22 protein-coding genes, 1 tRNA gene and 2 pseudogenes are annotated in these 21,437 nt (G+C 47.8%); 12 read left to right on the top strand and 13 right to left on the bottom strand.

Features of this window, described 5'->3' with window-relative positions:
- The 4 genes and pseudogenes from V3W49_RS21435 to V3W49_RS21420 form a co-directional block, all read left to right on the top strand.
- A pseudogene (locus tag V3W49_RS21435) lies at positions 1-372 on the top strand (relaxase/mobilization nuclease domain-containing protein); the annotation flags it as partial.
- A gap of 224 nt (positions 373-596) precedes the next feature.
- Positions 597-869 (top strand): hypothetical protein, encoded by a 273-nt coding sequence (locus tag V3W49_RS21430; protein ID WP_007666384.1) that lies wholly within the window; start codon positions 597-599, stop codon positions 867-869.
- Positions 870-910: 41 nt separating this feature from the next.
- Positions 911-1,297, top strand: a complete 387-nt coding sequence (locus V3W49_RS21425; protein ID WP_001078959.1) for an SEN1984 family lipoprotein — start codon at positions 911-913, stop codon at positions 1,295-1,297.
- An 18-nt stretch (positions 1,298-1,315) separates the two neighbouring features.
- Positions 1,316-1,630: a cell wall-binding protein gene (locus V3W49_RS21420; protein WP_077577637.1), complete on the top strand. Its 315-nt coding sequence runs from the start codon at positions 1,316-1,318 to the stop codon at positions 1,628-1,630.
- A 53-nt stretch (positions 1,631-1,683) separates the two neighbouring features.
- Here V3W49_RS21420 and V3W49_RS21415 read toward each other — a convergent pair whose 3' ends face one another.
- From V3W49_RS21415 to V3W49_RS21370, 10 genes are all read right to left on the bottom strand, one after another.
- The gene (locus V3W49_RS21415) at positions 1,684-2,109 is read right to left on the bottom strand and encodes a hypothetical protein (protein WP_333003613.1); all 426 of its coding nucleotides are present in this window, start codon (positions 2,107-2,109) and stop codon (positions 1,684-1,686) included.
- A 96-nt stretch (positions 2,110-2,205) separates the two neighbouring features.
- On the bottom strand, positions 2,206-2,592 hold the full coding sequence (locus tag V3W49_RS21410; protein ID WP_125371870.1) for a hypothetical protein: 387 nt from the start codon (positions 2,590-2,592) through the stop codon (positions 2,206-2,208).
- A 14-nt stretch (positions 2,593-2,606) separates the two neighbouring features.
- Positions 2,607-4,481 (bottom strand): DNA-binding protein, encoded by a 1,875-nt coding sequence (locus tag V3W49_RS21405; RefSeq protein ID WP_125371868.1) that lies wholly within the window; start codon positions 4,479-4,481, stop codon positions 2,607-2,609.
- Positions 4,478-5,788, bottom strand: coding sequence for a site-specific integrase (locus V3W49_RS21400; RefSeq protein ID WP_125371866.1), 1,311 nt, complete (start codon positions 5,786-5,788; stop codon positions 4,478-4,480). The genes V3W49_RS21405 and V3W49_RS21400 overlap by 4 nt, the downstream gene beginning before the upstream one ends.
- Positions 5,781-6,983 (bottom strand): tyrosine-type recombinase/integrase, encoded by a 1,203-nt coding sequence (locus V3W49_RS21395; RefSeq protein WP_125371864.1) that lies wholly within the window; start codon positions 6,981-6,983, stop codon positions 5,781-5,783. The genes V3W49_RS21400 and V3W49_RS21395 overlap by 8 nt, the downstream gene beginning before the upstream one ends.
- A gap of 282 nt (positions 6,984-7,265) precedes the next feature.
- On the bottom strand, positions 7,266-7,580 hold the full coding sequence (locus tag V3W49_RS21390; protein ID WP_096198660.1) for a hypothetical protein: 315 nt from the start codon (positions 7,578-7,580) through the stop codon (positions 7,266-7,268).
- A gap of 20 nt (positions 7,581-7,600) precedes the next feature.
- On the bottom strand, positions 7,601-7,807 hold the full coding sequence (locus V3W49_RS21385) for a helix-turn-helix transcriptional regulator (RefSeq protein ID WP_001092369.1): 207 nt from the start codon (positions 7,805-7,807) through the stop codon (positions 7,601-7,603).
- Positions 7,808-7,973: 166 nt separating this feature from the next.
- Positions 7,974-8,783: a DUF6387 family protein gene (locus V3W49_RS21380; protein WP_125371862.1), complete on the bottom strand. Its 810-nt coding sequence runs from the start codon at positions 8,781-8,783 to the stop codon at positions 7,974-7,976.
- Positions 8,784-8,894: 111 nt separating this feature from the next.
- Complete coding sequence (locus V3W49_RS21375) at positions 8,895-10,145, bottom strand: tyrosine-type recombinase/integrase (RefSeq protein ID WP_125371861.1); 1,251 nt, start codon at positions 10,143-10,145, stop codon at positions 8,895-8,897.
- Positions 10,146-10,334: 189 nt separating this feature from the next.
- A tRNA-Leu gene (locus tag V3W49_RS21370) sits at positions 10,335-10,419 on the bottom strand.
- A gap of 273 nt (positions 10,420-10,692) precedes the next feature.
- On the opposite strand from V3W49_RS21370, the gene V3W49_RS21365 reads away from it, so the two are divergent.
- From V3W49_RS21365 to ahr, 3 genes are all read left to right on the top strand, one after another.
- Positions 10,693-11,715 (top strand): HNH endonuclease, encoded by a 1,023-nt coding sequence (locus V3W49_RS21365; RefSeq protein WP_500147993.1) that lies wholly within the window; start codon positions 10,693-10,695, stop codon positions 11,713-11,715.
- Positions 11,715-12,296, top strand: a complete 582-nt coding sequence (locus tag V3W49_RS21360; RefSeq protein WP_500147992.1) for a class I SAM-dependent methyltransferase — start codon at positions 11,715-11,717, stop codon at positions 12,294-12,296. The genes V3W49_RS21365 and V3W49_RS21360 overlap by 1 nt, the downstream gene beginning before the upstream one ends.
- Positions 12,297-12,472: 176 nt before the next feature.
- On the top strand, positions 12,473-13,492 hold the full coding sequence (gene ahr / locus V3W49_RS21355; RefSeq protein WP_500147991.1) for an NADPH-dependent aldehyde reductase Ahr: 1,020 nt from the start codon (positions 12,473-12,475) through the stop codon (positions 13,490-13,492).
- Between the two features lie 63 nt (positions 13,493-13,555).
- Here ahr and V3W49_RS21350 read toward each other — a convergent pair whose 3' ends face one another.
- Positions 13,556-15,217: a dihydroxyacetone kinase subunit DhaK gene (locus tag V3W49_RS21350; RefSeq protein WP_500147990.1), complete on the bottom strand. Its 1,662-nt coding sequence runs from the start codon at positions 15,215-15,217 to the stop codon at positions 13,556-13,558.
- 132 nt (positions 15,218-15,349) lie between these two features.
- Here V3W49_RS21350 and V3W49_RS21345 point away from each other — a divergent pair, with 132 nt between their 5' ends.
- The 4 genes and pseudogenes from V3W49_RS21345 (at position 15,350) to V3W49_RS21330 (ending at position 18,958) form a co-directional block, all read left to right on the top strand.
- The gene (locus V3W49_RS21345; RefSeq protein WP_500147989.1) at positions 15,350-16,852 is read left to right on the top strand and encodes a helicase HerA-like C-terminal domain-containing protein; all 1,503 of its coding nucleotides are present in this window, start codon (positions 15,350-15,352) and stop codon (positions 16,850-16,852) included.
- 217 nt (positions 16,853-17,069) lie between these two features.
- Entirely contained in the window at positions 17,070-17,462 is a 393-nt protein-coding gene (locus V3W49_RS21340) for a DoxX family protein (RefSeq protein WP_500147988.1), read from the top strand.
- 62 nt (positions 17,463-17,524) lie between these two features.
- Entirely contained in the window at positions 17,525-18,511 is a 987-nt protein-coding gene (locus V3W49_RS21335; protein ID WP_500147987.1) for a glutathione S-transferase family protein, read from the top strand.
- A gap of 89 nt (positions 18,512-18,600) precedes the next feature.
- Positions 18,601-18,958 (top strand): annotated as a pseudogene (locus V3W49_RS21330) (DUF805 domain-containing protein).
- Between the two features lie 36 nt (positions 18,959-18,994).
- On the opposite strand, the gene V3W49_RS21325 reads toward V3W49_RS21330, so the two are convergent.
- A complete protein-coding gene (locus V3W49_RS21325; protein WP_500147986.1) occupies positions 18,995-19,891 on the bottom strand; it encodes a LysR family transcriptional regulator in 897 nt (298 codons plus the stop codon).
- Positions 19,892-19,999: 108 nt separating this feature from the next.
- Here V3W49_RS21325 and V3W49_RS21320 point away from each other — a divergent pair, with 108 nt between their 5' ends.
- A complete protein-coding gene (locus V3W49_RS21320; protein ID WP_500147985.1) occupies positions 20,000-20,701 on the top strand; it encodes a pirin family protein in 702 nt (233 codons plus the stop codon).
- Positions 20,702-20,713: 12 nt separating this feature from the next.
- Here V3W49_RS21320 and V3W49_RS21315 read toward each other — a convergent pair whose 3' ends face one another.
- Positions 20,714-21,229, bottom strand: a complete 516-nt coding sequence (locus V3W49_RS21315) for an OmpH family outer membrane protein (RefSeq protein WP_500147984.1) — start codon at positions 21,227-21,229, stop codon at positions 20,714-20,716.
- Positions 21,230-21,437: the final 208 nt, after the last annotated feature.

Here is a 21,437-nt window from a genome sequence, read left to right as displayed (position 1 = left end):
CCTGCTCCTGCTCCTGCTCCTGCTCCTGCTCCTGCTCCTGCTCCTGCTCCTGCTCCTGCTCCTGCTCCTGCTCCTGCTCCTGCAACAGTTTTGAAAAACACTGAGAGAAAGGAAAGTATCAGTGAAAAAATTGCTGAACTCGAACTACGACTCAAAGAAGACAGAAGAAACGAAATCGTAGAAAAGATTCTTCAAAAAAACTCAGTACAACAGCAAAAGCATCTCAGGCTTATCGGCTGGATTCCATTTCTCAGAAGGCTCGCAGAGCTTCTCAGAAGCTATGGGAAGTCCATTCTTCACAAAACCCACACACACCTCTCAAAAATTCATGTAATCCAACCTTTAAACAAGGCGAGAAAAATTCGTTTATAGACAGCTAGTTGTAAACACCTTTCGTAACCACACTCTATTCTCTAGTAATAGATTTGTGTTTAGTCAAGAAAATATTGATCGTTATTACAGATCGATAAACTAGTTATGATATATAACACCTATCAAGTAACAACCATCGATCGGTACAAGCAATTTTACTAAAGCGAGTCGGTCATCGAGAATCTCTGTAAACGCACCATTTAATCTTCCAGATTGGGATAGCTATGGAAAACGAAACAATAAAGTGCCCGTTCTGCTTTACACAAAGTCCTCATGGTGTGCGGATTTGCAAAGGCTGTCATGCAAAGGTCGCTTACGGTGAAAGCCCGCTCAGTGTGGCATTCCTGTTTCAATTCGTGGCATTTGGTCTCGCGTGGTTAGCATTTTCGTGGACCGGCAGCACTCTTGTATCAGTCATTACGTTTTTCGTAAGCATCATTATTCTTATCTATAAAATCAAAAGAATGTATGCAGACAGAGTTGTTTTTATACGGTGAAATTAATTTCACACAACCGCAAACATAAAATGAGAAAGTAAATGAACCGATTTATAACGTCCTCTTTTTTTATTATTGTCTTTCTGCTTTCTGGCTGTTCAACATCAGGGAACCAGAACCTTAAAAACGAAACACCTCAAAGCCTCCAGTCAAAGATCATTAAAAACAAAACAACTAAGACTGAATTACTCACTAAGTTAGGTGAGCCTGATACAAGAACCACACTCGATGACGGAAATGAGCAATGGAAATATTTCATGTCTAACAATCAGTTCAATGCAACGACTTTCATTCCTGTTGTGGGGCTGTTTACTGGCGGTTCTCAGACTCAGTCTAAAACTCTTGAGATCGACTTCAAGGGAGAGACCGTAAGTAAATGGACTTTCTCCTCTGATAACAACAACACCAAAACTGGTATTCTTAATTAATTATTTTTGGATAAGAAAATGAAAATATACTCAATCCTCACAGTTATTCTTACCTCATTTCTTCTAACCGCATGTAACAGTGAACCATCGCAAGACGATATATACAATGCTTTCAAAAGTGTTGTAGATAAATCAAATGCCAGTATGAAAGCTTTTGATTCAAGAGTTTCAGAAAAGGATCTTTTAAGAATCGATTATGTGAAGAAAGTTAGCTGCACAGAAGAAGCAAACAATGTTTATAACTGCATTGTCGATGCCTCTATTAGTAATATGAAACAGACAAAGCCTATTAAGCTTGTGAAAGCAGATGGTATCTGGAAAGAAGTTCAGTAGTAGCCTGTATCACTAAGTCTTTTTTTAGCCCCTGCTTAGGGGCTTTTTATTGCCTATAACCTGACGGTTCTTACGCGAACTTCATGGGTTAACTCTTTCTCAATTACTTTCATTTCATATTGTGCTCTGACAGTAGCATAGATTTCCTCTGCTATTTCTTGATTGTTATCTATGTAATTAACAAGCGAGTTTAGTTCCCTAATAACTCCTTCTTTGTTATTTAATCGTTGTAGAAGATTGCTTGTCAGACTTTTGTATACCGAGCTAAACATAGTCATTATGTTATCAATATTACGATTGGATTTGGAATAAATCCTTTTAGGGTAGAAATATTTTAAATGGTATCCCACAAAAATTAGGTAAAGTTGATATGAGAAACTTTTATCTCCGGGCTGGTACCGTTTTGAGATATATTTATCAATTATAATGATAAGTTGCTCTTCCAGAGTAAACTCTGAATTGATGATGTTTTTGTCCATAAAATGCATCCTTGCATAATTGAAATAGTCATCCTGACCATATATTTATATTTATCGTATTTATTTAACTTGTCAATAGGTGTAACCTATCAACTATTATTTTTTATTAAATGGTCTATTCAATTGTTCCATAGTGAGACCATGTCTATAAGCATTATACTGCCAATAGCTAAACTGCTCTTTGTATCTATTGTTCTGTTTTTTCAACATTTCATTTTCGGCTTTAAGATTTATTATTTGTTGTGCCGCAATCGTTAAGTTAGCTGGCTTTTTAAGGCCAGATTTTTTCAAATTAGACAAATTTTTCTTTGTTCTATATGCTTCAACAACTTCATCATGAGCACTTAAAGATTGCCTTGTAATAGTTCTGTTTAAATTCTTATAAACTGATTCGCATAAATCACTCCATGTGATTTTGCCGTCCCAAGTCAGTATCATGTGTGTAATTGCTTTTATTTCACTCCTGTTTAAATGTTTTGCCATATGCATCTCCTGTTTTAATTATTCAAAAGCTTATTAATTCTTTCCAGATTTTTTTCATGGTGTTGCAGCCATTTGTCTGCACCATAATCACCATTTTCATAAGCGGTCTGCGTTATACTCTTCAGTTTTGTTACTTTTTCGCGGATAGATTCAAGTCTAATTTTATCTACTGATTTCATGTCCAGTGTTTCATTATCATATTCTATAAATTCATTGATTTTAGTACAAGGACGAACTAAATAGTTATGCACACAGTAACCAAACTCTGTTAAGTGAATTGCCCCTTGATAAAGGTTATCAAAGTCAACTGTCGATTCATTTGAGGGAATTAACTCCCTTTTACAATAATTACTCTTGTTCAATTTAATAGCTTTAATTTTATCTAACATATCTTCTTCCGACACATGGTTATAAACTCTGTTTTGATTCACATTGATACGACCAGACCATTTAGCTATATCAAGCTCAGACATTTCACCATAATGGGCTATTGTATTTAATAGGTGCCGTGGTTGGTGCGACCGAATAAGTAGTGGTTTTCCTTCAATATCATAATATCCGTATCGGGCGAAAATATTTTTAAATCCAGACTCATTACTTGTTTTATCTTGTATGTCTTTAAAAAAGAATCCTTTAGTAGGTTTATAAAATGAATAGATATCGCTCATTTGGGATAAAGAAAATTGGCGAGGATTCAATAAACATAATGCATTACTAAATCTTATAGATTTTTCTTCATCATACCAAGGAAAGTCTTTACTAAAACCAGAGATAATCATTTCCCATAACTCATTCAATGAATAGATATAATCATTGGGGTTTAAGAAACTTTTCCTACCATCCAGACTTGTCTTTTTGATTTTTAGAACGCAAGATTTGTGATCATGTAAAGGGTAGCCAAGTGCATGACAAACCTGTATAACTGTCAACTTTGATTTTTCATCAACTTTTGGGCAAAGTTCATGTTGGTAAAATTTATCAGGATATTTTTCGCACCATTGAGCAAACGCCCTTGCATTTTGTGATAAGGAAAGCAATCTTCTAATCGCTTTCTTCGCAACTGGTATCATAACCTGTGGAATCCACTTGATATTAGGGCCATACCCCTTAACCGAATAGAATCTCAGACCATATCTTTCGACACCCTTCTCATCTTTTTGTGTAATCTCACAATCAGCAGGTAAGGCTAAAATCTCAGAAATTCTGCTCGGACAACAAAGCAGAAGTGCAAATACTGAACTGGTGAATTTATCCCTTGGACTCAGTAGCTCATCATTTTTAGAAAAAATATCAGCAATAGCAAGTAATGCTGCTTCATCGGGTAACTTATCGTTTCTGTGATAGTCCTCAATCTCAGGAAGATAGTTGTTTTTGACCTTCTGCTTCACGTGGTTTTTCCAGGATATGTATCCTGATTTCACAAGGTTATGTTCACATAGAAATTTTGATATTTTTTCAAGCTGTATCCCACATTGAGCGAGAACATTACCTTCAAAATATTTGCTTCCGATTTGCATTGCCTCATCAAAAACAACGGCTGTAACATTATAAATGAGACCACTGTTCAGAACCTGCAAAAGAGCCTGTTCGAGACATCTCAAAGCCATCATTGTTGCCCCATAATTTTTCAAGGGTTTCAATGAGTGTTGATATCTGATATATGCTTTTGCAAAATCGAGGAAATCTTCATGCATTGCATCTTTGGAGTTAAATGCTTTATGTCCAACCCCTATCTTTCTAAAGGTTACATACCCTTTCCAGACATATTGTTCCCAATCCTGAGTTTGGGTGAGCCCTGATAGTTGATAGCGACAAAAATTTATGAATTCATTATAATTGTTTTCAGCCGTAAGTTGTTTTTTAGATTTAAATAAAATAATATTGTTCATCGGGGATTTACCTCGTCAATATCAACTGGCATAAAGAAAGCACATTCATTACAAGGAAAATTTACATTTAAATTCTGACTTTGGCATTTTCTAGAGGAGCAAAACTTGAAATTCATCATCTCTTTTGATTTTATTCCATTCATAAAAATTTCAGCGACAAATGACAATTGTTCTGAAACAGCGGAATCAATCCTTTCAACACTCTCAGCAAGATTTTTAATATAAATTCCCGTACTTGAAGTAGAAGAATGATCCAACAATTCAGCTATAGTATTGGCATTATGACCATCCTTAGCCAGCATAGTTGCTATTGTATAACGAAGCCTGCGAGGAGTAGCATTGAGTAGAGAACCTGTACGATTTGAAATTAAGTTCACAGTATTAACAATATTCTTTAATGCCCGATTAGCAATTGTTGGTTTTGCATATATTTTATTAGATTCCAGGAAGTTAAAATCTATTACGGCTAAATCAAGCAGTTTTTCCTCGTTCAAGAAAACTGGAACCTTGCCTTTAGCATGATCATCAAGGGTTTTGCCAAGGTTTTGCTCAACAAGCCTCACGGAATGATTAGCTTGAAGTTGAACAATTGATGCAACCTCTGAGATTATTGGTAGTTCTCGATATTGTAGTTGTTTACCCCTTTGTTTAACCCGTGGTACTGAAATTAAATATTCTACTTTACCATTATCTAAGTTCTTTTGAAGAAGGTCTTTATATTTCAACATAACTAACTGCTGAGGTCTTCTGCCGGTAAGACTTATTAATAGCGATATCGCATAATCTGACAGTGACAGTTCACCTATGCTATATGCGTGACTCATAGCCTTGATCAAGGAAGTGTGTTCCTCTTTAGTCAGTGGACCCACAGTTGGATCATCTTGTAATATAGGTTTACCAGTTTTTTTTATTTTTAGGTCAAAATGCTTTGCTATTTCAACAGCACTTTCATCTATTCCGGGGTATCCTAATTCAAACCATTTAGTAAAAAATGGCCGTAAACCTCGCAAATATGATGGTTTATTTGCTGATTGCATATTTTGATATTGGATTATTACTTTATCATCAATGTAATTAGGAGAAACATTTTTAATAAACTTCTTCATATTTTTAACTATTGTTTTTACATACAAATGGCTTTTACTACAAAAATAATACTGTAATGTATTCACAAATCCACAAACCAAACTTTTGTTCATAACACATATCAAGTCTCTAATATTGATTCCATGGCTCTCAATCAAAGTGACGATTTTTTGTTCATGAATTGACATTTTATCAGAGCTTTGTTTAATTAAATTATTCATCAAATCCTCCTTTGAATAGCTGCTCTTGCTGCTCAAGTGCAGTTTTTTTCGATAGCTCAAAAATATGCCTGCGATTATAGATTATTGAAGTGTCTGAACCTGGTATCCATCCCATTAGATAAGAACGGATTTGTTGCTCTTTTTCATCGGATATGTCCTTGGCCTTATCTATTGTTTTCGAGAACTCATAATTCCATGTGTGTCGTAATTTATGGCCTGTTAATCCACTTAGAAGCGAGGATGATTGACGAACAACACTCACTATCTTATGGTATGAAGAAAATGACAGCGGTTGCCCTTGAGTCTTCCCTTCCTTATAGGTAATAAATAGAAAGTCATGCTTATTAGCATTTTGGACTTTCCTACGATCATTCAAGATATAATCTGAAATTTCATATATAAGGTTCGCATCAGCAATTAACTTCCTCTCACAAGTCTTCACTAATGGCTGATAAACTCGCGGATCTGTTTTATCATTTGCTCTCCTCCTTATTGCTATTGTTGATTCTGCAAAATCTATGTCACCAATTCGCAGATTCAAAAGTTCACCGGCTCTCATGCCAAAGCAATGTAATAATAGGAATATTAGGTTATTTCTTTTTTGTACTATTTCCGTAAACGGGTTCAAGTTACTTCCTGGCGAAAGAATGCTAAACAAAGTATCCAGTTGAGCTTTGTCTAAGCTCTTTTCGATATCCATAACATATTTGTCATTGTTTCTTGGTTTCTTTCTTTTTATATTGTTGATGAAAACAAGTATCTGTTTGATTGTATCTTTCTGATTTGTATGAGAAAGAAGTATTTTACATAGCCATTCCAGATAGTTAGCTATTGTTGTAATCCGAAAATACTTAGTTGGTTTTTTGACATTTGAAACGTAAAAATCATTATCTCCACCACTTTTAAAATTGAATGAAGTAAACTCAATCAAATCATCAATTTCATGAGGAGCCAGAAATATCCTTTTCTGAATTCTTTCATCAATATTGATCTCTTTCCTCATAAAGAATCGATATAACAATGAAATGCTGCTGGCAATAACTTTCATTGTTGATATAGACTCTGACCGATTTCTGACTTGTGTTGTTATATACAAATTTGGATAATACAATGGCTCACCAGTTTTTTTATTTACAACATGGCAATACCTCTCACCATTTTCCAACATAAACGAATCTACACAAATACTGCTCATATTTTCCTCCTAAACCTTACAAAAAGTATAATTCCAATATATTAATAATAAGCATTTCGTAGATTTACAAATTTATTTGGATCGATTAAGATATTTATTTAAATTAAAACAGTGAGATAGACGATTATTCCTGTCAAATTATCATCTGGTAGATCTAGTTAATATTATGTACACCTAATACTTCGAAAACTATCTCACTGCCTTGCTAATAAACGGCAACCAAAATAATGTAAGTTATTTTGTAAGGTTTTATGCCAAAATATGGGGCCAAACTTTACATTTTTATAAAAGAGTTTTCAGCCCAATCTGATATCGAATTATCCGTTTCGATAAATTCCTAATTTCATCAGGGCATTTAATTAGCGAGAACCATGTCTCATAAACATAAAACTGTTCGAAAATATTAAGCTCAGAGATCGAATCTAACGGTTCTCTTAGATTCCCCACTAAATACTGGCTTAACCAGTAAACAATCTTTCTGTTAAACTCATTATCAGGTAAATCGTAAATCGCTCCGGGTTCGAAAATTTCAAAAAAAAGGTCCTGACCCAGATTACACATATGGTTATCTTCACTCACAAATTCTTCGATATTCATAACATGTCTCCCCAAATTAACTAAGCAACATTATTTCGACTTGTTTCGATAACTGATTGAATCCACTCGTCAACTTCACTCTCGACAAAAGCAACGGCACGAACACCGATCTTCACTGGTGCCGGAAACCGACCTTCACTGATCAGACGATAGATCCAGGCTTTGCCGAAACCAGTTCGTTTCAAGACTTCTGGTAAACGAATTAAGCTTTGATTGATTGTATTCATTTGGCTGTCTCCTCCGTTTCCGTTACAGAGATATTAGCCACACAGATTTGTATCTATGAAGGGAATGCTGATAACTGAAAAGTTAGATGAGGGAAGAATGAAAGGAAATTCCGGGGAAGAAAAATATTATCACCTTCCCCTTGACAATTAACATGCTGATTTACAACTAGAAAGAGCCGAGTTCTGAAATCGGTATGTTGAGAAGATGGCTGTTTTTGCTGATAAAGTATTCGAGACTACGGGTTGTTTCTCCATTCAATGACCTCTCTGCAACGGGTCTGTCTGTATCTTTAATGTGATCTTCTCCTCTGATCTCACTTGTAAAGTCGGGATACAAGACACGAGACAAGACCATATTTGAGATTTTTACTTTTTTAAATTTTGCCCAAATCAATAGATCCATCATTGGGATAATATTGTAATCGACAAGTTTTCTTATCTTTGCCAGTCCAATTTTTTCTGTTTTGACTGGCTCAATTTCATATTCTTTCCTGAGAATGGGTAGCATCGTTTGTAAGGCTGTTATAATTTCTTCATCGCTGGACATTCCTAAATCAAATGAAACATACATCTTGCTGCTATTTTGGTTCAAAAAAAAGTCTCTCATAGTTTTTGTTATTGGTTTCTTTTTCAATTCTTTTTTGAAATCGCCATTTTCTTCAAAAAAATCCATGCTAAACATCATTAACTTGTTCTCTAATTTTTTTATATCACCAAAGCTAACCTGAGCAACATGTCTTTGGCCCTTGCCAAAATGGCCATGATTATTATCTTGTCTGCTTAAAATAGGATTACCTTCAAGGATAGACCTTAAATTTTGATTATCATCTTCCCATCCAAAATTTACACTGTCGAAAATCGCTTCTCTAAAGGCAAGCTCAGTATGCAGTTCTTTGATTGTTAGTGATTTTAACTGCTCATAGTTTTCGAGACTAAACCAGCTTTTTAATTCTTCATAAGGGCTTACTACTTTCATTAATCCCTCCACTGTATTCAAAGCTTGAATGAGTTAACACTGCTTATTTGAATTAATTCTCCCTTAACAAGGTTGATAAGGGAGAACGATTAATTAACTACTTATTCATAGTTAAGTCTTTTTAAAATCAAATGGTGAAACTTGTCGTATTCTAAGGAGGTCAAGGTAATCGGCCCACCACTGCAACATAAGCTTTCTCTCATCAAGGTGCTCTGCTTTATGTATGTAGGCAGCACGAACTGAGTTCCGCTCCTGATGGCTCATTTGCCGTTCAACAGCATCTTTCGACCACAAGCCGGATTCAATCAAGGCACTACAAGCCATAGCCCTGAATCCATGTCCACAGACTTCAACAGTAGTGTCGTAGCCCATAGCTCGCAAAGCTTTATTAACTGTATTCTCGCTCATAGGTTTGCGGAAATTATGATCGCCAATAAACACGAGTTCATGGTCACCACTGATCTCTTTGATTTCTGTCAGCACAGCCAATGCCTGACAACTCAAAGGAACCAGATGTGGAGTTCGCATTTTCGAACCACGGTGCGAATGTTTGACCCCTGGCAATGGCTCGCGTTCTCCAGGGATAGTCCACATCGCATTTTCAAAGTCGATCTCCGACCATCTTGCGAATCTGAGTTCACTGGAACGAATGAAAATGAGCAATGTCAGCTTTACGGCTAACTTCGTGAGTTTCCTACCTTTGAAGTTATCAATTCGCTCTAAGAGTTCTGAGAATCGTTCAAATGGCAAAGCTGGCCTGTGGGTTCGTTTGGCTACGGCAATAGCTCCTGCCATCTCCTGAGCAGGGTTGTAATCTATCAGCCCGTTCTGGACAGCATATCGCATCACTGCCGTTGTTCTTTGCTGTAGGCGGGAAGCAACTTCCAGTCGCCCAGAAGCTTCAACAGCCTTGATAGGGGCAAGAAGATCTCTGGTACTAAGCTCGGATATTTTTCTTTTACCAATAGCAGTAAAGAGACCATCTTCCATGCTTTTTAGAACTCTCTCGCTATGGGAATCTGACCATTTCCTTTTACAAGCCTTATGCCAGTCTCTGGCAACAGATTCAAAAGTAAGAGCTTCGCTCTGCTCGATCTTGTCGGCTTTTTTCTTCTCAGAAGGATCAATACCAACAGATACCAACTTTTTGGCCTCATCTCGTTTCCTGCGAGCTTCACCAAGAGAGACCATTGGATAAACACCCAATGCTAAAACTTTCTGTTTGCCATCGAAACGGTATTGAAGTCGCCAGTATTTTGAACCATTGGGGTTGATCAGCAGGTGCATACCCTGCCCATCTGTAAGTTTGAAGGGTTTGTCGGTAGGTTTTGTTGTTCGAACTTTGATATCAGTGAGTGCCATCAGTTGATACCTCCGCTGTTGGTATCAAAATCAATCGAACCGAAGATACCACCAGTTATACCATCATTCGTTGGTATATGTGGATAGAAGTGAGTAGACGTGAACAGACTAAGCTGAGTCAGAAACAAACTTAACTTACTGTTTTTATTGACTAAAGTAGACGTTAGTAGACTTGAAAAAAGCTTTGTATGGTGCCGAAGGCCGGACTCGAACCGGCACGTATTTCTACGGTTGATTTTGAATCAACTGCGTCTACCGATTTCGCCACTTCGGCACTGTAGAAGGGATTGCGGTAAGCGTCTGCCATTATACCCGCCAGGGATCGCCATGCAAGCGAGGCGATAGCCTGGCATCGTCGATTGCCGAAAAAAACAGCGGCTTATCCACTATTCCCTTCCCGTTACCTGATAGCCACTCCCGCTTTTCAGAATCCGATCCCGATTCCACCACGCTGCAACGGTTTACATTTGCCCCGCTTTGTTATCTGATCCTGTTAGCGGTTTCACTAACTTCACACCGCCCTTCTTTCCCGGAACAGGATCACGCTATGCGCTTTTATCAGGTCGAGCCAACGCTGGAAAACTACTGGCGCGGGGTGATTCTGTTCGGGCGCAACGCGGCTACCTATAAGTTTGCGCTGGCTCAGGCGCTGTACGATATCCGCCAACGGCAGCCGGGTAGCGATCTGATTCAACTGGCGGATTTGGCCCAACCCTTTAGTCAGCATCTTTGCCGCCATCTGCGGCACGCGCCAAAGCAGGGCACCGCCGGTCGCAGCCGTTTTCAGGACTCCTGCCAGCAGTTTAATCGCGGGGAAATAAGTCAGGACAGGCTCAACGAACTGACCGTACGGCTGGGGTTCGCCAATGTGCTCGACGCCTTTCATATCGTTAATCGGGAAGAGATCGCCACCCGCTTTTTTGTGGACGAACGCAAAAACCACGGCGCTATCCGGCTAACGGAAAACTTTTATCGGCTGGGGGAGCGCCCCCAGTACCACAGTCTGACCCAGGAAACCGAGGCGCGCTGGCGGCTGGTGGAACAGGCCTGGGCCCAGGGCATCTCGCGGCAGCTTATCGGCGTAGAGTACGATGAGCAGACCCGGATGCTGTACCACAGGGCCAGCGCCCGGCGGGTGAATATCACCAGCTGCCGCGATGCCCTGAACGGCTATCAGAAGGGGCGCTGCTTCTACTGCGACGCACCTGTTTCGCTGCACAGCGGCGATGAGAATCTTGCCGATGTCGATCACGTTATCCCCTGGGCCATGCGCGATAAAGTGCCCAATATCGACGGGGTCTGGAATCTGGTGCTGGCCTGTCGCCACTGCAATCGCGGCAGCGCCGGTAAGTTCGCGCTGGCGCCGCCGCTGTGGGCGATGGAACGACTGCGCCAGCGCAACGACTATATTATCGACAGCCATTTACCGCTGCACGAAACCCTGGCCAGACAAACCGGCGCCACAGCCAGCGCCCGGCTGCATTTCCTGCAGCGGGCGTGGAACACGGCCATCGAAACGCTGATTCATATCTGGCAGCGGCCAGCGCCACGGGGAAAGGAAACACTGTAATGACCCAGGAGTACTACCAGCAGCACGCTCAGCGCTTTTTCGACGATACCGTCGCGGTAGAGATGGAGTCGCTGTATCGCCCGTTTACCGCACGCCTGCCCCCCTGCGCCCGGGTGCTGGACGCCGGATGCGGCTCCGGGCGTGATGCCCTGGCTTTCCGGCGAATGGGTTATCGGGTCGATGCCTTCGATGCCTCACCGAATCTGGTCGCCCTGGCCCGCGCCCATAGCGGTCTGGAAGTGCGTGCAATGCGCTTTCAGGAGCTGGAGGCGGAAAGCAGCTATGACGGTATCTGGTGCTGCGCTTCACTGCTGCACGTGGCCCGGGCTGAGCTACCTTCAGTTATGGCGCGACTGGCCAGGGCGCTGAAGCCCGGAGGGGCGTGGTATCTCTCCTTTAAATATGGCAGCGAAGAACGCCATCAGGCCGGGCGCAGCTTTACCGATCTCGATGAGCCTGGCCTCAGCGCCCTGCTCGCCCCCCTGCCCCACCTCACCCTGCAGGAATGCTGGCAGACCCGGGATCTGCGCCCGGAACGCAGCGAACGCTGGTTAAATGCGCTGCTGCGGCGGGAAGGCTGACCGCCGCAGGCACAGCGTTGCCCATCGCGCCACTTTCCTGCACGCCACAGAGGCAACACTGGCCTCACATTAATATGTGATAAACATCGCATATTAATGAAACATCCGGCAAACCCGTCCGCCGGATATTTGCAGTACACTGTGATTCCGAAGTCACAACCAATAAGGTATCCATCATGACCATAATAAAGAGCTATGCGGCGCAGCAGGCCGGGGCTGAGCTTGAGCTGTATGAGTACGACGCAGGCGAGCTGGCGCCGGAGGATGTTGAGGTTACCGTTGAATACTGCGGCGTCTGCCACTCCGACCTGTCGATGATCGACAACGAATGGGGCTTTTCGCAGTATCCGCTGGTGCCGGGTCATGAAGTTATCGGGCGGGTCAGCGCGCTGGGCGACGCGGCCCAGGAAAAAGGGTTGAAGATCGGCCAGCGCGTGGGCATTGGCTGGACGGCCCGCAGTTGCCAGCACTGCGACGCCTGTATCAGCGGCAACCAGATCAACTGCCAGCAAGGCAGCGTGCCAACCATTATGAACCGCGGCGGCTTCGCGGATAAAATTCGCGCCGACTGGCAGTGGGTCATTCCGCTACCGGAAGATATGGATTTCGCTACCGCCGGCCCGCTGCTGTGCGGCGGCATCACCGTCTTTAAGCCGCTACTAACTCACCATATTACCGCCATGAGCCGGGTTGGGGTGATTGGCATCGGCGGCCTGGGCCATATCGCTATCAAGCTGCTGCGCGCTATGGGCGCCGAAGTCACCGCCTTCAGTTCTAATCCGTCCAAGACCCAGGAGATTCTGGATATGGGCGCCGATCGGGTGGTCAACAGCCGCGATCCGCAGGAGCTGAGCGCGCTGGCCGGGCAGTTCGATCTGATTATCAACACCGTTAACGTCAGCCTGGACTGGATGCCCTGGTTCGAAGCGCTGGCCCCCGGCGGCAACTTCCACACCGTGGGCGCGGTAATGAAGCCGTTCGAGGTTCCGGCGTTCTCGCTGATTAGCGGCGACCACGGCATCAGCGGTTCCGCCACCGGTAATCCGGCCGAGCTGCGCACCCTGATGCGGCTCGCCAACCGCGCGCACGTGGTGCCCCAGACCGAAGAGTTCCCGATGTCGAAGGTGAACGAAGCGCTGCAGCACGTGCGCGACGGCAAGGCCCGCTACCGCGTGGTGCTGAAGGCGGATTTCTGATTTCCGTTGATTAACCACGCAGCAGCCGACCTGAAACGGTCGGCTGTCTTTGGCCGGGAATGACTACTGGCGGGCGATTTTCTGTTCCACTTCCGCCAGCGCGGCGAACGCCGTGGCAACAGCCGCGGCGCCCGGATCTTTCACGCCCGACAGACGTTCGCTGGCGATATACGCGGAACGCCCGGCGTTGGCTTTATTCATGACGGCGGTCTCTTCAGCACCGCGGCTGGCCGCTTCGGCCGCGGCGTCAATGCCCTCTTGCGCCAGCGCCTCCAGCGCCGGTTGTAGCGCATCGATCAGGGTGCGATCGCCCGGCTCCGCGCCGCCGTAGAGCTTAATCTGCTGTAGCCCCACCAGCAGCGCCTGTTCCAGGGATTGCCCCTGTAACCGGGCGCGGCCAGCCGCAGTAAAGAATATCGACATCAGGCCGCCGCTGGTGCCGCCCATCACCGTCGCCAGCCGCTCGCCAATGAAGGCCAGCAGCGCCGCCTGATCGTTAAGCGGCAGGGCGCCCAGCCCCAGCAGCCGGGCAATATCCCGTGCGCCCTGAGCGAAAGACGTGCCGGTGTTGCCGTCTCCAACCCGGGCGTCCAGCGCGTTCAGATCCGCTTCTATCTCCACCAGCGCGAGCGTCAGCGCCGCCACTCGCCTCGCTACCGCTTCATTGTGAGAAGGCAGCGCGTCGACCCGATCGTGAGCCGGACGCTGGGGCTGCGTTTTCATCGGCGTAAAGGGTACCAGCGGGCGCCATCCCTGCGTTTCACAGGGCGCCTGAAGCGCATCGATAAAAGCATCGCTCAGGCGCAGGATCGAGAGTGAAAAGCCCTTCATATCCAGCGCGCTCATCAGCGGCGCCGGGCCAATCATAAACTCCACCTGATCGCGCAGGCGGGAATGGGCCAGAGCCTTCACAATCAGCGCCATCTCCATTTCCGAGGTGCCGCCCAGGTTGTTGACCAGCAGCGCCAGCCGCACATCGCCTCCGGCGTACTGCCAGAGCTGCTCTACCATCAGATCCACCAGCGCGCGGCTGTTGCGGGTATTCAGGGTTCGGGCCCCCGGTTCGCCGTGCAGGCCAAGCCCTATCTCCACCTGACCCGGAGGAATACGCCATTCGTCCTCCACGCCGTCCGGCAGGCTACAGCTACGCAGCGCGACCCCAAGACTGAAGACGTTTTCGCTGGCCTGCTGGGCAAGCTCCCGCACTTCCTCCAGCGATCGCCCCTGTTCGGCAGCATAGCCCGCAATCTTGTGCACCAGCGAAGTACCGGCGATACCGCGCGGCTGATTGCCCGGCAGCGCGATATCATCGCCCACCACCACCATCTCCACCTTCAGGCCATAGCGCTTGGCTTTTTCCGCCGCCAGTCCGAAGTTCAGACGATCCCCGGTATAGTTTTTGACGATCAGCAGACAGCCGCGATCGCCGGTCACCGCGACAATGGCGTTCAGTATCGCATCCACACCGGGCGAGGCGAACAGGTCGCCGCAGACCGCTGCGGTGAGCATACCGCGCCCCACAAATCCCACATCGGCCGGCTCGTGGCCGGCACCACCGCCGGAAATCACCGCCACCCGGCTTTTGTTCCAGTCGTTGCGCATCACGACCCGAATTCCCGGCTCGATATCCAGTCGCGTCAGATTACGATGAGGAGAAGAGAGAATAACGCCCTCAATAGCGTCATCCACCAGTTGTTCACGTTGATCAAAGAAGAATCCGGACATGATGTTCCATCAATCGGCAAGCCATAGCACAAGCATAGCTCGCTGATACGTTGTGTTGAATACTCTCAGGAATATACTGACTCTCTGATAATTACTATGATGTAAGCAAAGTTTAACTGAGGGATGAGATAAATGAGTACGCCACTAACGATAGCCAGAACCACCGAAAAGCCCCTGTGCCTGCTGCCTGGTATGGCCAACCGCCATGGATTGATCACCGGCGCTACCGGCACCGGTAAGACCGTCACCCTGCAAAAGCTGGCCGAATCTTTTTCGGAAATTGGCGTACCGGTATTTATGGCCGATGTTAAAGGCGACCTGACCGGCATCGCCATGCCAGGCGAAGCGTCGGAAAAACTCCAGGCACGCCTGAAAAGTATTGGCGTAACCGACTGGCAGCCCCACGGCAACCCTACGGTGCTGTGGGATATTTTTGGCGAAAAAGGGCACCCGCTACGGGCCACCGTTTCCGATCTGGGGCCGCTGCTGCTGGCCCGCTTGCTGAAACTGAATGAGGTGCAAAGCGGCGTACTGCAGATCATCTTCCGGGTGGCGGACGATCAGGGCCTGCTGCTGCTCGACTTTAAAGATCTGCGCGCCATTACCCAGTACATCGGCGATAACGCCAAATCATTCCAGAATCAGTACGGCAATATCAGCAGCGCCTCGATAGGCGCCATTCAGCGCGGGCTGCTGGCGCTGGAGCAGGAAGGCGCGCCTTTCTTCTTCGGCGAACCGATGCTCGATATTCAGGACTGGATGCGTAGCGACGAAAACGGCAAAGGCATCATCAATATTCTGGCGGCGGAAAAGCTGTACCAGATGCCGAAGCTCTATGCCGCCAGCCTGCTGTGGATGCTCTCTGAGCTTTATGAGCGCCTGCCGGAAGCGGGCGATCTGGACAAGCCCAAACTGGTATTCTTCTTCGACGAAGCGCATCTGCTGTTTGACGACGCGCCCCAGGTACTACTGGACAAAATCGAACAGGTGGTGCGTCTTATCCGTTCTAAAGGGGTGGGCATTTTCTTCGTTTCCCAGAATCCTTCCGATATTCCGGACAGCGTGCTGGGCCAGCTCGGCAACCGCGTTCAGCATGCGCTACGCGCCTTTACCCCGAAAGATCAAAAAGCGGTGAAAACCGCGGCCCAGACCATGCGCGCCAATCCGGCGTTTAATACCGAAGAGGCCATTCAGGCGCTGGGCACCGGCGAAGCGCTGATCTCGTTCCTGGACGAGAAAGGCAGCCCAACGGTGGTAGAGCGCGCTATGGTCATCGCCCCGGCATCAAGAATGGGGCCGGTCAATGGCAGCGAGCGTAACGGACTTATCAATAACTCCCCGCTGTATGGCAAATATGATGAAGCTCAGGATCGCGAATCGGCTTACGAAATGCTGCAAAAAGGCGTGCAGGCCGCCACTGATAAAGAGCAGGCGCCGCCCGCCAAAGGCAAACAGGCGGATGTAGATGACGGTATCCTGGGCGGACTGAAAGAGATTCTGTTCGGCAGCACCGGCCCGCGCGGCGGTAAGAAAGACGGCATGGTGCAGACCGCGGCGAAAAGCGCGGCGCGCCAGATAACCCGCCAGATAGTGCGCGGCGTGCTGGGAAGCCTGCTCGGCGGCCGTAAGCGCTAATCCCCCCTCATTGCTGCCCTCTCCGCCCTGGAGAGGGCCTCTTCCCTGACACATTCAGAAAATTTGAATTTTTTTGACAGTTTTCCTTGCTAACAATCGGGAATAGCCCGACGTATTATCCTGTCCATCAACGGGGGTTACCGATAACAAAGGAATCAACCTCTGATTAATCAACAAATTAGCAAAATCGCTTTTTTGAGTCTCTCAGGTGAACAAAATGAAAAAATTCGAAGATGTTGGTGTTCTGGTTGCACGTATTCTGATGCCGATTCTGTTTATCGTGGCCGGTTGGGGAAAAATCACTGCTTATTCCGGCACGCAGCAGTATATGGAGGCGATGGGCGTTCCCGGCTTTCTGTTGCCGCTTACCATTCTGCTTGAGTTTGGCGGCGGTCTGGCGATTCTGTTCGGCTTCCTGACCCGAACCACGGCGCTGATTACCGCTCTGTTTACGCTGCTGACCGCGTTCCTGTTCCACAGCAACTTTGCAGATGCTACTAACTCGCTGATGTTCATGAAAAACTTCACTATCGCGGGCGGTTATCTGCTGCTGGCGCTCTTTGGCCCTGGCGCTATCAGCCTGGATCGCGTACTGAATAAAAACTGGTAAGTTTTCTATACTGTATGACGTCCGGCGGCCCACGCCGGACATTCAGCGCTTCAGGAGGAATAATGGGACTGCTTGTTGACGGCGTCTGGCAGGACGCATGGTATGACACCAAATCCACCGGTGGACGCTTTCAGCGCTCCGCTGCCGCTTTTCGCAACTGGGTCACACCGGACGGCGCGCCCGGCCCTTCCGGCCAGGGCGGTTTTGTCGCCGAAAAAGGCCGCTATCATCTCTATGTCTCCCTGGCCTGCCCCTGGGCCCATCGCACGCTGATAATGCGCAAGCTGAAAGGGCTGGAGCCGTTTATCGATGTTTCAGTTGTGCATCCGCTGATGCTGGAAAACGGCTGGACCTTCGGACATGACTTTCCTGGCGCCACCGGCGATACGCTCAACGGCCATGACTTTCTGTACCAGCTTTACCTCCAGGCTAATCCCCATTACAGCGGGCGGGTAACGGTACCCGTGCTGTGGGATAAAAAACAGCAAACTATCGTCAGCAATGAGTCGTCGGAAATTATCCGCATGTTCAACAGCGCCTTCGACGCGCTGGGCGCCCGGGCCGGCGACTATTACCCCACAGCACAGCGTACTCAGATAGATGAACTCAACGACTGGATCTACAACACGGTGAATAACGGCGTTTATAAAGCCGGTTTCGCCACCTCGCAGCAGGCGTACGATGAAGCGGTCGGCCAGCTATTTAGCGCACTGGCCCGGCTGGAGCAGATTCTGGGCCAGCATCGCTATCTGACCGGTCATCAACTGACCGAAGCAGACATCCGCCTGTGGACCACCCTGGTGCGCTTCGACCCGGTGTATGTCACTCACTTTAAGTGCGATCGCCAGCGCATCAGCGATTATCTGAATCTGTACGGCTTCCTGCGTGATATCTATCAGATGCCTGGCATCGCGGAAACGGTCAACCTGGAGCATATCCGCAACCATTATTTCCGCAGCCATAAAACCATTAACCCGACCGGTATTATCTCTATCGGGCCGCAACAGGATCTGAATGAACCTCACGGTCGCGACGAGCGTTTCCGTTAATCCTTCCCCGGCGGCAATCTGCCGCCGTATTCTTGCTGGCGGCCATTATGGCTATAATGACTCTTCAACTCCCCAACAAGGCATAAAAAATGGAATGGTATCTGAAGGTGTTAAGGAATTACGTTGGATTTAAAGGCAGGGCGCGACGTAAAGAATACTGGATGTTCGTGCTGATAAACATCGTTATCGCCATTTTGCTCGGTATCGTAGACGGCATTCTGGGGTGGCATTTCGGCGAAAACAAAGAGAGCGGCGTGCTGTCTTCGCTCTATTCACTGGGCATTCTGCTGCCGAGCCTGGCGGTGCTGTGCCGCCGTCTGCACGACACCGATCGCTCCGGCTGGTGGATTCTGCTGCCTGCGCGGTACGCCGGGCGCGAACCGCTTTGGCCCCGATCCGCTGGCAGACGAAGGGGCGCAGCCGCCCTCTTCCACCGTTTCTCTGTAACCTGGTTTCAATAACGGCGGCGTGCGCCGCCGTTTTTTACTTTCCGCTAAACAGCTTAGGAATTTCCCGCAGACACCAGGCCTTGGCTTCCCCCATGCTGTCCCGCCGCCAGGCCATAATAATATCCACTTCCGAGGTGGATTCCGGGCTAACGACCCGCAGCCGACCCTCGGCGATGTCCTGCTCCACCAGCGGCCAGGGCATGGTCGCCACGCCCAGTCCGGCCAGCAGCGCCTGGCGTTTATTTTCCATAGAACTGATGGTCAGACGCGGCTGCTTATCCAACAGCTGTACGGTCAACACCGGGCGTTCGCGGGCGGTATCCGCCACCGCCACGCCGCGGTATTTCACCCGGGTCACTTCGGAAAGCGGTTCCGGCTCCTGATGGATAGGGTGATCCGGCGCCGCCACATAGACGTTTTTCAGCGAATAGAGCTTACGCGAGTTGATCTCCGATGAAGACCGGAAGTGCATATCCGGCGCGACCACGATATCGGCGCGCCCCTGCTCCAGCCGCTCCCAGGCGCCGGCCAGCACTTCGGTCAGTATCGACAGTTGGGTATCCGCTTTTTCCGCCAGCCGCTCCACCAGCGGAAAAAAGGTGGCGGCAGGCACCAGCGCTTCAGTCACAATGGTCAGATGGGTTTCCCAGCCCCGGGCCAGCGCTTCGGCATCGGTGGTTAGCTTATCCGCCGCTTCCAGCAGCATGCGCCCACGCTCCAGCAGCATGCGTCCCACATTGGTGAATTTCGTTCGGTGGCCGGAACGATCAAACAGCACCACATCCAGCTCTTCCTCCAGCTTCTGCATGGTGTAACTGAGGGCGGAAGGCACCCGCCCCAGCTCATCCGCCGCCGCAGCAAAACTGCCGCGTCTGTCGATCGCGTCCATTACCCGCAACGCTTCCAGCGTCAGCGCCCTGTCTTTAGCCATTTCCGCTCTCATTCAGGAAATTTGAACATACCGAGCAGATTAACTGGCTAACAATGCAGCGTCCAGATCCTTACCATGGGTTTAGTGTAAAAAGAGGTCAAGAAGTCTATGATTACCCCAAGAACAGCCGGACAGTGCGGTAAAGCTGACTATGGATGGTTACAGGCCCGCTACACGTTTTCGTTCGGCCACTATTTCGATCCTGACCTGCTGGGCTATGCGTCGCTACGGGTACTCAACCAGGAGGTACTTGCTCCCGATGCCGCTTTTCAGCCACGAACCTACCCCAGGGTGGATATCCTGAATCTGGTGCTCGACGGCGAGACGGAGTATCGCGACAGCGAGGGCAATCACGTTCAGGTCAGCGCAGGTGAAGCCCTGCTGATCTCTGCCCAGCCGGGCATCAGCTATAGTGAACATAACCTGAGCAAAACGCAATCCCTGACGCGTATGCAGCTATGGTTTGATGCCTGCCCGCAGCGGGAAAATCCCCGCTGGCAGAAAGTATCGCTCAACGGCCAGCCCAGCCAGTTGCTGGCGTCACCGGACGGCCAGAACGGCAGCCTGATGCTGCGCCAGCAGCTGTGGCTGCATCATGTCGAACTGGAATCGGGCCAAAGCCAGGCCTTTCAGTTACACGGGCCACGGGCGTATCTGCAATCGATTCACGGTACTCTGCATGCCGTCACTCCCAAAGAAGAGAAAAAGGCGCTCACCTGCGGCGATGGCGCCTTTATTCGCGACGAGTCGCAGCTCACTCTGGTGGCCGATACCCGGCTGCGCGCGCTGCTGATCGACCTGCCCGTGTAAGGCGCAAGGCGATTACTTGCCGTCCGGCGCGTTTTTGATAGTGATAGTCGGCAGCTCACCAAAGTCGACCTTCGCCGATTTTAGTGATTCAACGACCTGTTTGGTCACGTCACTGGCGGGGTCGGCGGCCAGAACCGCGCCGCCGTCAACGATAACGGCGTAGTTGTTCTTCTTACGCACTTCCTCAACCGCGCTACGCACCTGGTTCACCAGGGCCGTACGCGTCGCGCGCTGTTCCAGATTCCACTGCCGGTTAATGGTAATGGCGTCCGAGCTTCTGGCCTGATCGGCTTTGGCTTTGTCCATGCCCTCATAGCTTTTATTCGCGTCCTGCTCCGCCTTCAGCAGAATATTTTTCACCGTCTCAAGACGCGTTTTTTCCTGCTCTGCCAGCGGCGAATCGTTAATCGCCTGAGAGACATTGACCCATGCCACGCCCTTGTTCTGCTTGCTGGCGTTATCGCACCCAGCGGCAGCGATAACCAACGAAGCCACCAGCGCCCCTTTCAGAAAAACATTCCATTTCATTCGATAATCCTCAATGCGTTATCGGAGTCACGGCCGGAACGGCCCCGTACCGCATAATGTTAGTCGATTTCACGGTGATGCAGAATGAACTCGTGTCCGAAATTCCCCTTCCCCCTCACCCTAACCCTCTCCCCGTGTACGGTCCGGGGACATGGTAGACAGGTGTTCGGGGACATGGTGAACACTTTTTAACATCCTTTACCCATGG

This window comes from Rosenbergiella sp. YN46, assembly GCF_036620675.1.
Taxonomy (GTDB): Bacteria; Pseudomonadota; Gammaproteobacteria; order Enterobacterales; family Enterobacteriaceae; genus Jejubacter.
This window is presented reverse-complemented; position numbering and strand designations above follow the sequence as displayed.